At 59.6% G+C, this 13,758-nt stretch carries 11 protein-coding genes and 1 pseudogene; 7 read left to right on the forward strand and 5 right to left on the reverse strand.

The features are described from left to right. Positions 1-106 precede the first annotated feature (106 nt). Complete coding sequence (locus OYW20_RS10845; RefSeq protein ID WP_408005509.1) at positions 107-2,251, forward strand: TonB-dependent siderophore receptor; 2,145 nt, start codon at positions 107-109, stop codon at positions 2,249-2,251. A 250-nt stretch (positions 2,252-2,501) separates the two neighbouring features. Here the strand turns inward: OYW20_RS10845 and OYW20_RS10850 are convergent. Beyond that, positions 2,502-4,057, reverse strand: a protein-coding gene (locus OYW20_RS10850) for an IS3 family transposase (RefSeq protein ID WP_268800678.1) whose coding sequence is annotated in 2 segments (ribosomal slippage) — positions 2,502-3,595 and positions 3,595-4,057 — 1,557 coding nt in all. Because the reading frame shifts where the segments join, the coding sequence is not laid out codon by codon here. 985 nt (positions 4,058-5,042) lie between these two features. Between OYW20_RS10850 and OYW20_RS10855 the strand changes: the two genes are divergently transcribed. The 4 genes from OYW20_RS10855 to fhuF are packed head-to-tail and all read left to right on the forward strand — an operon-like array spanning position 5,043 to position 7,877. Further along, positions 5,043-5,243, forward strand: a complete 201-nt coding sequence (locus OYW20_RS10855) for an MbtH family protein (protein WP_268800679.1) — start codon at positions 5,043-5,045, stop codon at positions 5,241-5,243. 49 nt (positions 5,244-5,292) lie between these two features. Further along, complete coding sequence (locus OYW20_RS10860) at positions 5,293-6,273, forward strand: TauD/TfdA family dioxygenase (protein ID WP_408005488.1); 981 nt, start codon at positions 5,293-5,295, stop codon at positions 6,271-6,273. Between the two features lie 11 nt (positions 6,274-6,284). After that, the gene (locus OYW20_RS10865; protein WP_268800681.1) at positions 6,285-7,118 is read left to right on the forward strand and encodes a formyltransferase family protein; all 834 of its coding nucleotides are present in this window, start codon (positions 6,285-6,287) and stop codon (positions 7,116-7,118) included. A 30-nt stretch (positions 7,119-7,148) separates the two neighbouring features. Beyond that, positions 7,149-7,877, forward strand: a complete 729-nt coding sequence (fhuF, locus tag OYW20_RS10870; RefSeq protein ID WP_268800682.1) for a siderophore-iron reductase FhuF — start codon at positions 7,149-7,151, stop codon at positions 7,875-7,877. 108 nt (positions 7,878-7,985) lie between these two features. On the opposite strand, the gene OYW20_RS10875 is transcribed toward fhuF, so the two are convergent. The 3 genes from OYW20_RS10875 to OYW20_RS10885 form a co-directional block, all read right to left on the reverse strand. Further along, complete coding sequence (locus OYW20_RS10875; protein ID WP_268800683.1) at positions 7,986-8,831, reverse strand: fumarylacetoacetate hydrolase family protein; 846 nt, start codon at positions 8,829-8,831, stop codon at positions 7,986-7,988. Between the two features lie 142 nt (positions 8,832-8,973). Then, positions 8,974-10,296 (reverse strand): MFS transporter, encoded by a 1,323-nt coding sequence (locus OYW20_RS10880; protein ID WP_268801097.1) that lies wholly within the window; start codon positions 10,294-10,296, stop codon positions 8,974-8,976. A 275-nt stretch (positions 10,297-10,571) separates the two neighbouring features. Then, complete coding sequence (locus OYW20_RS10885) at positions 10,572-10,886, reverse strand: hypothetical protein (protein WP_268800684.1); 315 nt, start codon at positions 10,884-10,886, stop codon at positions 10,572-10,574. A gap of 568 nt (positions 10,887-11,454) precedes the next feature. On the opposite strand from OYW20_RS10885, the pseudogene OYW20_RS10890 reads away from it, so the two are divergent. Together OYW20_RS10890 and OYW20_RS10895 are read left to right on the forward strand one after the other, a co-directional pair. Next, positions 11,455-11,616, forward strand: a pseudogene (locus OYW20_RS10890) (2-oxoglutarate and iron-dependent oxygenase domain-containing protein); the annotation flags it as partial. 236 nt (positions 11,617-11,852) lie between these two features. Beyond that, complete coding sequence (locus OYW20_RS10895; RefSeq protein WP_268800685.1) at positions 11,853-12,254, forward strand: 2OG-Fe(II) oxygenase family protein; 402 nt, start codon at positions 11,853-11,855, stop codon at positions 12,252-12,254. Positions 12,255-12,456: 202 nt separating this feature from the next. Here the strand turns inward: OYW20_RS10895 and OYW20_RS10900 are convergent, their stop codons facing one another. Next, positions 12,457-13,653, reverse strand: coding sequence for an amino acid aminotransferase (locus tag OYW20_RS10900; RefSeq protein WP_268800686.1), 1,197 nt, complete (start codon positions 13,651-13,653; stop codon positions 12,457-12,459). Positions 13,654-13,758 lie beyond the last annotated feature (105 nt).

Genomic DNA, 13,758 nt, shown 5'->3' on the forward strand with positions numbered 1-13,758 from the left:
CCGCGATGAGTTAAAGGGAGGGGGAAGGTAGATGGCTCGCAATAACAAGATGGATTTCAAGGTGAAAACCCTGGCGCTGCTGATCGCCACAGTGAGCTGGCACGGCATGGCGGCTGCGGAAGATGCACCGGCAAAGCCCGCGACGAAGGGCACGGCGTTGCAGTTGCAAAACTCGGTGGTTACCGGTGAAGCGCTGGAGGGCCAACAGACCGTGGGTTATCAGGTACAGAACAGTACCGCTGGCACCAAGACCAGCACGCCGCTGTCTGAAACCCCGCGCTCGGTGTCGGTGGTAACCCGCCAGCGCATGCAAGATCAGCAGTCGCAGACGCTGACCGAGATTCTGGGTTACGTCCCCGGCATCTTCGCGCCACCGTTCGCGGTCGGCGATGGCCTGGCCGGTGACCTGTTTTACATCCGCGGTTATAACGCCACTGATTACGGCTATGGACTGCTCAAGGATGGCTTGCGGGTGCAGGGCAACCGCTACGACACCACCACTGAACCTTACGGCCTTGAGCGCACGGAAGTGTTCCGCGGCCCAAGCTCCATTCTGTACGGTGAAAACGCCCCGGGCGGCCTGGTCAACCTCGTGACCAAGCGCCCGACCGAGACGGCTCAGGGGGAGGCCAAACTCTCCTACGGCAGCAACAACCGTCGGCAATTGTCGCTGGACGTCTCTGGCCCGCTGACCGATGACAATAGCGTTCTCGGTCGCGTGGTGATGGTCGGTCGCAACGCCGACACCCAGGTCGACAGCGTGCCTGACGACCGTCTCTACATCGCGCCGTCGATGACCTTCAACTTCAACGACGACACCGCGTTGACCCTGCTCTCCAGCTACCAGCGTGATCGCACCAAACTGCTGCTGGGCTATCCCGCCGCCGGCACGCTGCTGAACAACGTCAATGGCAAGATCGGCAAGGACCAGTTCAACGGCAACCCGAACTGGGACGACTTCGAGCGCGAATCCTGGACGTTGGGTTACGAGTTCAGCCACCAGATCAACGACACCTGGCAGTTCCGCCAGAACTCGCGCTACATGCAGTCGCGCATTGATCGTCATGAGACTTGGCCGAACAATCTGAACAACGCCGGTTTTGGCAGCACGCTGAGCAGCACCGCGTACGACCGTGACAACAAGTCCGTGACGTATTCGGTGGACAACCAGTTCGAAGGCCACTTCAACACCGGTGCAATCGACCACACCTTGTTGCTGGGCGCCAGTTACGACCGCACCTCGTTCAACCAGGACTGGAACGCAGGCCTTGGCGGCACGATCAACGTGTTCAACCCGGTGTATTCGCCGGTCCAGCCCAACACCAGCCAATACGTGCAGAACTCCCAGCTCGATCAGCATATGTACGGCACGTACGCGCAGTTGCAGAGCAAGTACGACAACTGGATTTTCCTGTTGGGCGGGCGGCAGGACTGGGTGCAGAGCGAGTACCGCAACCGCGCCAGCGCGGCCCGTGCCGGCAGCGCCGCCGTCGCCGCAACGGACCTGGACGGCTGGGACAACCGTTTCAGCTGGCAGACCGGCGTCATGTACCAGTTTGAAAACGGCATTTCTCCGTACGTGAGCTACTCGACGGCCTTCACGCCGGTGCAGCAGTCGTCGCAGCCTAACGGCGGGTTGCTGGACCCGATTCTCAGTGAGCAGTACGAAGTCGGTCTGAAATATGAGCCGAAGGGCTGGAACACCACGTTCAGTGCTGCTGTGTTCGACCTGACCAAAACCAAGGACGTGATCTCCGGCAGCAATGGTTTCAGCCGTCAGGTGGGCAAGAGCCAGTCCCAGGGTGTGGAGCTTGAGGCCAACAGCGATGTCACCAAAAACCTGAGCCTCACGGCGTCTTATACGTACACCGATGCACGGTTGGTCAAGGACAGTCCTGGTTCGTTGTTTGAAGATCATCAGTTGACGGGTGTACCGCGCAATCAGGCGTCGACCTGGGCGACTTATCGCTTCTATGACGGTGCGTTGAACGGTTTGCGTGTGGGTGGCGGGGTTCGTTATTTCGACAATACGTTCGCGTACACGGCCCCGTCGTTGTACGGCACGTTGAAAACCGGCGATGTGACGTTGGTGGATGCGTTGGTGGGCTACGATTTCAACAAGCATTGGTCGGTGGACGTGAACGCGAAAAACCTGTTCGACAAGGAGTATGTGTCGGGTTGCAACAACGCGGGTCGTTGCTATTGGGGTGAAGAGCGCACGGTGCTTGGGACTGTGGCGTTTCGCTGGTAATGGGGAAGGGGTGATGCCCATCTGATTGCGGTGACACACAAAGCCTGTACGCGCTTTGTGTATCACTCAAAAGCTCGGCATGGCGCAAAACCTGTAGGAGCGAATTCATTCGCGAGAGGCTGGTGTGGCTGGCGTTTTTTTTATGCGCTAGCCAATGCATCTGGGCTATCTGACGATTTGGTTATTGGGTGTATATCCGTTACCTCGGGTGATCGGCGTTTTTCAAGGTAGTTGTCGCGTCACCGTCTAACTATGCCGCTCTTTTCTCGACCTGTTGCTCTCGATCCGGATTCAGCAGCACGGTGCCAATCGGCTTCCAGTTACGCGTCCGACCTGACCAACGCTCCGGTTTGTTTTCCTTCGCTCGTTCGTACAGCTCATGTCGCTGGGCCAAGACCTGATGATCCAGTCCTCGATGCCGCTCAGCCGGTGTGACGAACCGGATGCGGCTATGTCGGTGCTCGTTGTTGTACCAGCGCATAAAACCCCTCACCCAAGCCCGAGCAGCATCCAAACTGGCAAAACCATCCTGCGGCCATTGCGGGCAGTATTTCAGGGTTCTAAACAGCGACTCCGAGTAGGGATTGTCGTTGCTGACACGCGGTCGTCCCCGCGAAGGCGTAATGCCCAGTTCATACATTTTGCTCAGCAATGTCACCGACTTCATCGGTGCACCGTTGTCCGAGTGCAGCACCAGCGGTTCGCGTAAACACTGCTCGCCTATCACGCTGCGTTGCAGCAGTGCGGCGGCTTTCTCGCCGCTCTCCACGTCGTAGACCTCCCAGCCCACGGCCTTGCGGCTGTAAATATCCTCGATCAGATAGAGGTAGTAATACTTGCCGCGTACCGGCGACGGCAGATACGTGATGTCCCACGACCACACCTGATTGGGTGCGTTGGCTGCGTGTGTTGTCGGTGCTGCGTGTCTTCTGGGCCGCAGGCTACGGCCTCGATGTTGCTGCTGGCCCGCTGCGCGCAAGACGCGATAAAACGTCGACTCCGACGCCAGATAACAGGCTTGGTCGGCCAGTCGCGGCACGATCTGGCTTGGCGGCAAGTGGGCATACTGCGGGCTGTTACACAGCGTCACAATGGCCTGTCGCTCTGCCTCGGTCAGCGCATTTCGTGGCGTTGGCCGTGTGACCGTCGTACGGGCGTCGGTCTGGATAGCGTCTGTTTGAGTCCACCGTTGCAAGGTGCGCAGCGACAGACCAACTTCCCGACAGGCCCTGATTTTTCTGGCTCCCGCCGCGACCGCTTCGCCCAGCCAGGCCACGAGTAACTGCCGCTCTGGCAGAGACGTTAGTTGGCCTCGTCGTCGGTCGTTCCCCAGTAGTCGTTGAGCTTTTTTCGCAGCACCAATAACGCGGCTGTTTCAGCGAGCGCCTTGTCTTTGCGGCGCAGTTCGCGCTCAAGTTCCTGGATGCGTTTCTTGTCTTTACGAGCTTGCTCGCGGTCTTCTTTCTGCTGGACTTTGGTCGATTTCTGGCCGGTGATAAAAGCTTGTCGCCAAGCCGTGATTTGCTCGGGATAAAGGCCTTTGCGGCGGCAGTATTCACCCAGGTCGATCTCGGACAAACCGGCGGCTTCAAGCACGACAGCAAACTTGGTTTCGGCTGACCAGTTCTCGGTCAGCGACTTGTTTTCGGACACTGCACTTCCTTCAGAACTGAGCTGTTTGCGCCAGTTGGACAAAGACATTTCGCTGACCCCTTCGCGCCGGGAAACCTCGGCCATCGACAGGTTCAGCGGGTGAAGCAGCATCTTGAGTAATGCGGCTCTGCGTTCAGGTGAATAGTACGGCACGACCAGTCTCTTTCCGCCCCCGATATACTTTTTTAGGAAAAACCGGAGAGGCGACAACTATCCTGACACCGGGGGTGATGCTTAGATCGGTTTCGCTCTTACAGCGAGTCACTTTTGCCAAACTCCGCAAAAGTAACCAAAAGGTCTTGCTCCCGTGTCCGGCCCGACTTCGTCGGGTTCCCTCACTCCGGCATTGCTCCGGGGACACGCCGCCATCGGCCATCTGCCATCCATGGCCGGGGGCGGCTAGCGCGGCATCCATGCCGCGCTGTCCCGTACGCAACGCCTGCGTTCGGCCTCCCAAAGTCGCACTTTGCGGCGTATCCAAAAGCTCGGCACGACACAAAACCTATACGCATTTTTGTCTATCACTCAAAAGCCCGGCATGGCGCAAAACCTGTAGGAGCGAATTTATTCGCGAGAGGTCGGTGTGGTTGTAACAAAGCCCGACCCAGCGCCCAAAGCAGAAAAGCGAATGCCCTTGATCTTCACCCACGCCAGCCCAAACACCACAAATCGCGACCTGGGTGCAGGCCGAACGCAGGCGATGCGCAGTGGGCTGCCGGGCATGGATGCGCGGCAAGCGCCGTCAGGACATGGATGTCCGTTCGGCGCGCGCCCACGGAGCATCGCCGGAGTGAGGGAACCCGACGAAGGAGGGCCAAACCGGGAGCAAAAGCGTTTTGGTTACTTTTGTCGCTTTTCAAAAGTGACTCGCTGTAAAAGCGAAACCAATATCAGCATCACCTGAGATAACGGATATACACGCGATAAGCAGCGAGTCAGAAAGTCGAGCCGCATTGGCTAGCGCTCAGAAACAGCAACGACCACACCGGCCTCTCGCGAATGAATTCGCTCCTACAGGTTTTGCATCCACCCACGGCAACTCGTTTTTTCAGACAAACCACTAACCATCCCGCTCCCTCAATCGTCTTGTAGATAAGCCCGCATCATTTGCGGCACATCAACACACCGAGGGCTAAACATGAGCATCGACAGCGAAAACACCCAATTCCGGGTCGTCATCAACCACGAAGAACAATACTCAATCTGGCCCGACTACAAAGCCATCCCCGAAGGCTGGAAAAGCGTCGGCATCGAAGGCGACAAACAAACCTGCCTCAACTACATCGAGACCACCTGGACCGACATGCGCCCGCTGAGCCTGCGCAAGGCCATGGCCTGAATCGCCCCCACCTTCCTGCCATTGGAGCACCTTGCTTATGAACATGAGCATGCTCACCCCAAACCTGCTGCACCTTGAAGAAGGCTTCCCGCTGCGTGTATACCCCGCGCAGCCCGGTGCCAGCATCGAGACCGAATTTGCCGCGTTGCGCGCGATCGTCGACCAGCGCCTGGAGCAAGACGGGGCCGTGCTGCTCAGCGGCTTTGCCACCGACGGCGCCGAAGGCTTCCAGCGTTTTGCCGCCGCCTTCGGCCATCCGTTGCTCAACTATGAATTCGGCTCCACTCCCCGCAGTCGCGTCACCGGCAAGGGCGTCTACACCTCCACCGAATACCCGGCCAACCGCTCGATACCACTGCACAACGAACAGGCCTACACCCAGGAATGGCCGATGCGCATCTGGTTCTACTGCGCCAAAGCGGCAGCGGTCGGAGGCGAAACGCCGATTGCCGACAGCCGCGATGTGTTCCGCCGCATCAACCCCGCGCTGCGCAAACGCTTCGAAGAAAAGCGCCTGATGTATGTGCGCAACTACGGCAACGGCCTGGACCTGACCTGGCAACAAGTGTTCAACACCGACCAGCCCAGCGACGTCCAAGCCTACTGCCGTCCGCGTGGCATCAGCTGCGACTGGAACGAGGACGGCGACTTACGTACCCGACAGATCTGTCAGGGCGTGGCGCAGCATCCCCGTACCCGCGACTGGGTCTGGTTCAATCAGGCGCACCTGTTTCACCTGTCCAATCTGGACCTTGAGATGCAGGAAATCCTGCTCGACACCGTCGGCGAAGAAGGTCTGCCGCGCAACGTGTACTACGGCGACGGCAGCCCGCTGGAAGAGGATGCGCTGGGTGAAATCCGCAGCGTGCTCGACGAGTGCGAAGTGGTGTTCCCGTGGCAGACCGGCGACGTGCTGATGCTCGACAACATGCTCACCGCCCACTCGCGCAAACCGTTCAGCGGCGAGCGCAAAGTTGTGGTGGCGATGGCCGAAGGCGTCGACGGGCGCACGCTTCCCGTTCATTTGTGAGTCTGAACAACATGGCAAAAACCAAGCTTGTGTACGTCTGGTCGTTGCGCAATGGCGCGGCGGACAAGGCCGGTCAGTACGTTGATTATCAAGACGAAAAACGCTACATGAAGTCGCCGCTGGAGCACTTGGTGCAGGCGCTCAATGACACACCGCTGGGTGATATCTATTCGCTGGAAGGGGTGATCTGCGACGACAACCCGGACTCAGCCCGCGACTGCGAGAACATAAAGGACTACGGCTTCGCGCCGGGGCAGGGCAAGCACTGGTTCTACCCGGCCGACCTGCGCGTGCAGGGGCGTCTGGTCAATGAACTGCTGGATAACGTGCCCTCGACGTATCGCAATCTGCCGCTGGGTGATAGCGCTCGTGCGGCCGGTAAATCGGATTTCGAACGCCGCCTGGGGGAAAAGCTGCACGCGTTGGGCGCCGACGTGGTGGTGCTCGACGGGCTGTTGGTGATCCTGGATGAACTGGTGCGCGAGGGCGCGGATTTCCATCGCAAGATCGTCAATATTCATCCCGGCATTACCCGGATCGAATCGCCTTATGAGCGCCGTGGCGCCTGCGCCACGCTGGATGCGCTGTACGGTGCGCAGGGCAAGAAAGTGGTGAACTGGCAAACCCGTGAATCCATCGACATTCCGGTGGTGGACATGACGGGGGCATCGTTTCATTACGTCGATAACGGCATCGATTCCGGCGAAGTGATCTTCGACGTGCTCGACACGCGCATCGCGCCCACCGATACCATCCTCGAGATGCGCTGGAATAACTTCAACAACAGCCTGTTTCCCGCACTTGAGCAGGGATTGCTGGTGCTGGCGCGGCGGGGTGTGCATTAAGACGCGGTTCTGGCGTTGGGGAGCAGTCGGTTGATTCCTGCGCTTGAACCGTTGTTCATCGGCGAGTTTGCCGGGTACCGCGAGGCCCTGATCCTGAAGGACGATTCGACGCCTTGCCTGCCCATGAGTGAGTTGCTGAAACCGGACTGTCTGGATCAGCAACTGGCGCGCTTCGCGATGCAGTACGGCGCGGGCGATCGTCGCGGGCTGGCGTCGATGTGGACCAAGCACTACTTCGTCCGTTTGATCCCGCCCGTGGTGGCGGCGTCGCTGATTCTCGACTGGCAGGTCCCGGTGACCCTGGATCGGGTTGCCGTGGTGCTGGATGAACAGGCCAAGCCTCTGGCGTTCAGGCTGCCCCATGCCGGACATTCCTATCAAACCGCTTATGCCGACCCGTTCGCTCGATTCGATGATCTGGTTGAGGGCCATTTACGGCCCTTTATCGAAACCGTCGCCAGCCACGTTCGCATCTCGCCCAAGGTGCTGTGGAGCAACGCCGGCAACTACCTCGAGTGGCTGCTGGGTGTTCTGGCTGCGGCCATGCCCGATGCCAACCTTGCTGACGGCCACGCATTGCTTGCGGCGAAAAACACCCCGGACGGGCGTCGCAATCCGCTGTTCCAACCTGTGCGCTACGTTCAGGTGCAAGGCCAGAGCGATATGAAACGCCAGCGCCGCGTGTGCTGTGTGCGTTACCGGGTCGGCGGGCTGGCGTACTGCGGGAATTGCCCGCTGGCCAAACTGACCAGCGACTGAGGCGGTTGCGGCTATTGCCGCCGAGACATCCTCCGGTCGAATCAATGAAGCCGTCTCGCCAACCAGCGGCTTACAGCTACGGCAGCAGACAGGGAAGCGTCGGCGCAATCAGGCGTCGACGGTGAGTTGCTCCTGTTCACCCAAACCGTCGATGCCCAGGCGCATGCGTTGGCCCGCACGCAGGAACACTGGCTCCGGCTTGACGCCCATACCGACGCCGGGCGGGGTGCCGGTGGAAATCACGTCGCCCGGTTGCAGGCTCATGAACTGACTGAGGTAGCTCACCAGTTTCGGGATCTGGAAAATCATCGTGCGCGTGTTGCCGTTCTGGTAGCGCTTGCCGTCGACCTCCAGCCACAGGTTGAGCTGATGCGGATCGGCAATCTCATCCTTGGTCACCAGCCACGGACCGAGAGGGCCGAAGGTGTCGCAGCCCTTGCCCTTGTCCCAGGTGCCTGCGCGTTCCATCTGGAATTCGCGCTCCGACACATCGTTGATTACGCAATAGCCCGCCACGTGGTCCATGGCGTCCTTCTCATCGATATAACGTCCGCCCTGGCCGATGACCACGCCCAGCTCGACTTCCCAGTCGGTCTTTTTCGAGTTTCTCGGGATTTCGACGTTGTCATTCGGGCCAGCAATGGCGCTGGTCCACTTGTTGAAAACGATCGGCTCTTTGGGGATGTCGGCGCCGGTTTCTTCAGCATGGTCGGCGTAGTTGAGCCCGATACAGATGAACTTGCCGATATTGCCCACGCAGGGGCCAAGGCGCGGATTATCTTCGATCAACGGCAGCGATTCCGGAACTAGGGCTCTCAGTTTTTCGAGGTTGTCCGGGCTCAGGGACACGCCGGAAATATCGATGATGTATTCGGACAGATCACGAATGCCACCGTTGCTGTCGAGCATCGCCGGGAGTTCCTGGCCTTTTTCGCCGTAACGCAGAAGCTTCATGGTGTGTCCTTTTGTTGATGAAACAAATGATGTTCTGTAGGCGCGAACTTGTTTGCGAGGCGATCTTGACGATGACAACCCGTCCTGACGCCGCGCGAATGAATTCGCGCCTGCAGTTTGAATTGCTGCCGACGAGGACTGCTTAACCGTTGGCGGTTTCATGCTTGGTCACCAACCGCAAACCGCTGGCAATGCTGCCCACCGCCGCGAAACACGCACCGATGCTCAGCGCCAGCACTGGCCCGTGTTCGCTGGAGATTCCAAAACTCAGCGCCACCAACGCGGCGCCGGTGGCCTGACCGATCAGGCGGGCGGTGGCGATGGTGCCGCTGGCACCACTGGCCCGGTTTTTCGGCGCGCTCGTCATCAAGGCCTTTTGATTGGGCGCCTGGAAAAAGCCGAAGCCCAGGCCGCAAAGGACCATGCGTGCGCCGATTTCCCAGGCGCTCGCATCGGCCGGCATCAACGCCAGCGAGATCATACCCGCACACAGAATCGCCAGACCGATACCGCCCAGCAGCCCTGGCGCGTAGCGATCAGACAGGCGTCCGGCGAAAGGCGCGATCATCGCGACAATCACCGACCACGGCGTCATCAGAAAACCGGTCTGCACCGGATCGCGGCCCAAGGTGGTTTCGAAGAAAAACGGCAATGAAACAAACGCCAAGCCTTGGGTGGCGAACGAGCAAAACGCGGTCAGTGCCGACAACGCGAACATCGGCCGCTTGAGCAGATCCAGCGGAAACATGGGCGCCGGATGTCCGGCCTCGCGTTTGAGCATCAGCGCGCCGCCGACCACAAAAAAGCCCAGCGCAATCATCACTGTGGTCATGGAGCCCAGTTGCGTCGCCTCGCTGAGGGCAAAGATCAACGCGCCAAAGGTGATGACGTTCAGCAGTGCGGTGATCCGGTCGAAGGTCAGCGTCCCGGCTTTGCTCGCCGGCAGCGAGTTCCAGGCGAACACCAAGGCGAAAATCCCGATGGGAATGTTGATCGCGAACAGCCACGGCCAGTTGGCGACCGACAGCACCAGCGAGGCGATGGTCGGCCCGGCAGCGAACGAGGTGCCCACCACCAGGGCGTTCATCCCCAGCCCTCGGCCCAGGCGTTCGTAGGAAAAGATAGAGCTGATCAGCGCGGCGTTGACGCTCATGATGGCGGCGGCGCCCAGGCCCTGAAGAACGCGGGCGATGGTCAACGTCGGCAGTGACCAGGAAAACGTACACAGCGCCGAGGCGACGACGAACAGGATCAGACCGCCGAGGTAGACCTTGCGATGACCAATGACGCCACCCAGCGCCGCGAGGGGCAGCAGCGTCGCGACGGCCGCCAGTTGATAGGCGTTGATGATCCATACCGAGGCAGCGGGGGAGGCATTCAGGTCAGCGGCGATGGCGGGCAACGCGGTGTTGGCGATGGCGGTGTCGAGCGTGGCGAGCGCGATAGACAGCAGAATTGCGACCATCCCGCGAAATTCCAGGGGGGTGAGCTTGGTGCTGACGCGAGGGGCCTGCTGAGGAGTGGTTTGAACCATTACCGACGACGCTCCGGGAGGACTGAGCTATTCAAGGTCTGCAAGCGCAGAGGCAGGCCTGATCGTGCCGGTTAATTAGGGTGCTATGCAATCGTTAATAAGACGGCCTGTAGGGGCGAATTCATTCGCGTGGCGTAGGTATGCGTATGACCAAGACGACGCCTCGCCAACAAGTTTGCTCCTACAGATGGGTTGCGCTGGATGGATCAACCGCCTTGGGTGTCGATGTCGGCGTCGATCTCGCCGGTTTGCTTCTGCTCGCTGGTTTCGTCCACGGGTTCAGCCTCTTCAGGTTCGAAGTCCGGGGTGAAGCTGTTGTCAGTGGACGTCGCCCCTTTATTGTCCTGGGACTGATTCCCCTGCGCAGGGTTGTCCTCCTTAGGCGTCTGACTCTGAGCACTGCCGCCCTGAGACTGATCCTGCGAAGGCTGTTTATCCTGGCCCATGTTGTTGTCCGGAGTATCAGGGTCAATCGCCGGGTCGTTACGTTCGGTGGTTTGCTGGTTGTCTGGGGTATCCATAAGCACCTCTTCTGTCATGTGCCATTCACAGGACTTACAGATATCGAGGGCAATGCACGACACGCGTTCGATAAATCCGCTGACCGGTTACGCGTCACCTCACCCAACCGCCTGGCTCAGCCCGACCTGTGCGCACCGTTCAACGGCATCCGACTCCCAAGCCGATAACGCGGGGAGGGGTGCACCATGCCGATACCCGGCAGCGAGAACATCTTTGGGAGGGCGCTTATCAGCGAGAAGACTTTCACGTGGCGCAACTCACGCGGCGCACGTGTGGGGTTGCCAAGCGTGCGTCCGCCTGCACGCTCTATCACCACGGCACAGTAAATGCTTCACCTGTCTATACAGCGTTGCGGATCACTCATTTTGATTCACCCGATTGATTCACCCGACAGCAGACCACGATGAGCGTCGATGCCAACCTTCTCCTGATCGACATGGCCGGTGTGCGCGAGGGCGACCCCGTGAGCATCCGGCGTGTCGGCGATGCAATTCGCCAGGCGTGCGGCGAAACCGGGTTTTCTACATCATCAATCACGGCGTGCCGCAGCCGGTGATCGATGCTGCCGTGGCGGCCGCAAAGACGTTCTTCGCGCATCCTGCCGAGGTCAAGCGCCAGGTCGCGGTCAACAAGCGTCACCGTGGCTGGCACGCCTTGGGCGGGGCGTTGATGTACGAGGCGACCAAGCCGGACTTCAAAGAGTTTTTCAGCATGGGCCTGGGGTTGCCCGAAGACGACCCTTGCGTGTTGGCGGGTGAAGCGTTGCGTGGCCCCAATCAATGGCCGGCGTTCATGCCTGAGTTACGTGTCGCACTGGATAACTACTACGCAGCGATTGGCCTTGCCGGGGCAGATTTATTGAAAGCGGTTGCGGTCGGTTTGGGCTCGATCAGGGTTTTTTCACCCCTAAATACGGGAAGCCGCTGCAACGCACGCAGATGGTGTAGTACCCGCCGCATCCTCCCATGGCCGAGACCGACCAGTTCGGGGTGGCGCCGCATACCGATTACGGCTGCATCACGTTGCTGTATCAGGACAACAGCGGTGGCTTGCAGGTGCGCGAACTGGCGACCAATAGCTGGATCGACGCGACGCCCATCGAAGGCATCCTGGTGGTGAATGTCGGGGATTTACTGGCGCGCTGGTCCAATGACCGTTTCCGCTCGACGTTGCATCGAGTGATCAACAAATCCGGGCACGAGCGTTACTCCATCGCAACGTCTTACGGCCCGACCTACAGCGCCATGGTCGACCCGTGCGACCTGGGCATTGATGCGGGAGCAAGTTTGTATCCGGCAGTGGCGGCGGGAGATTACATCCTCAAGCGCATGGATGATTCGATGGCGTACAGAAAGAACGCGCAGTAGGCGCTGCGCACTCTGTAGGCGCGAATTCATTCGCGCGGCGTAGAAATTGGTTCAACCCGCCAGGCCGTCTCTCCAACAAATTCGCTCCTACAGGAAGCTGCGTATGGCTTCAATCTGTAGGAGCGAATTCATTCGCGAGGCGTTGGAACGGGTTCACACCGTCAGATTGGCTCGCCGACAAGCTGGGACATACAACGATGCGTTAGATGACCGCCAGAATCGCCTTGGTCACTGCGTCGATGTTGCCTTTGTTCAACGCAGCCACGCAGATCCGGCCGGTGTCGAGCGCGTAAATACCGAACTCGTTGCGCAAACGCTGGCACTGTTCAACGGTGAGACCCGAGTACGAAAACATACCGCGCTGACGTGCGACGAAGCTGAAATCCTGCCCCTTTGCATTCCCAGCCAGACGCTGGGTCATCTCTTCACGCATGCCGCGAATGCGCAGGCGCATTTCGGCCAGTTCTTGTTCCCACTGCTGACGCAGTTCAGGATTGGTCAGCACTGCGGCGACAATCGTCGCACCATGGGTCGGTGGGTTGGAGTAGTTGGTGCGAATCACGCGCTTGACCTGGGACAGGACGCGCGCGGTTTCTTCCTTCGAGTCGGTGACGATGGACAGCGCGCCAACACGTTCGCCATACAGCGAGAACGATTTAGAGAACGAGCTGGAAGCGAAGAAGGTCAAACCCGAATCTGCGAACAAGCGCACCGCAGCGGCGTCTTCATCGATGCCGTCGCCAAAACCCTGATAGGCCATGTCGAGGAACGGCACGTGACCTTTGGCTTTCAATACTTCGAGGACTTTCTTCCAGTCTTCGAGGGTCAGATCGACACCTGTCGGGTTATGGCAGCACGCGTGCAGCACGACGATGGAGCCCGCTGGCAGGTTTTGCAGGTCTTCGAGCATGCCGGTACGGTTTACGTCATGGGTAGCAGCGTCGTAGTAGCGGTAGTTCTGCACCGGGAAACCGGCCGTCTCAAACAGGGCGCGGTGGTTTTCCCAGCTTGGGTCGCTGATGGCAACCACGGCGTCCGGCGACAGCTGCTTGAGGAAGTCGGCGCCGACTTTCAGGGCGCCCGTTCCGCCGACGGCCTGCACAGTGAGCACGCGGCCCGACGCCAGCAACGGCGATTCAGCGCCGAAAAGCAGGGTTTGCACGGCTTTGTCGTAAACGGCGATACCGTCGATTGGCAAGTAGCCACGTGGGACGTGTTGAGCAACGCGGATGGCCTCGGCTTCGGCAACGGCACGCAGAAGAGGAATTTTCCCTTCTTCGTTGCTGTAGACGCCTACGCCCAGATTGACCTTGGTCGTACGGGTATCGGCGTTGAATGCTTCGTTGAGGCCCAGGATTGGATCGCGTGGTGCCATTTCGACAGCGGAGAACAGGCTCATTTTTGCGGCAGCTCTGAATGGAAGTTGGAGGGGGACATCGCTCCGGCCGTATGCACTAGAGCGGTGCGCAAACGGGGAGTCAGTATAAAGAGCATCGCATCTGGG

It is taken from the genome of Pseudomonas sp. BSw22131, assembly GCF_026810445.1.
In the GTDB taxonomy this organism is placed as follows: domain Bacteria; phylum Pseudomonadota; class Gammaproteobacteria; order Pseudomonadales; family Pseudomonadaceae; genus Aquipseudomonas; species Aquipseudomonas huanghezhanensis.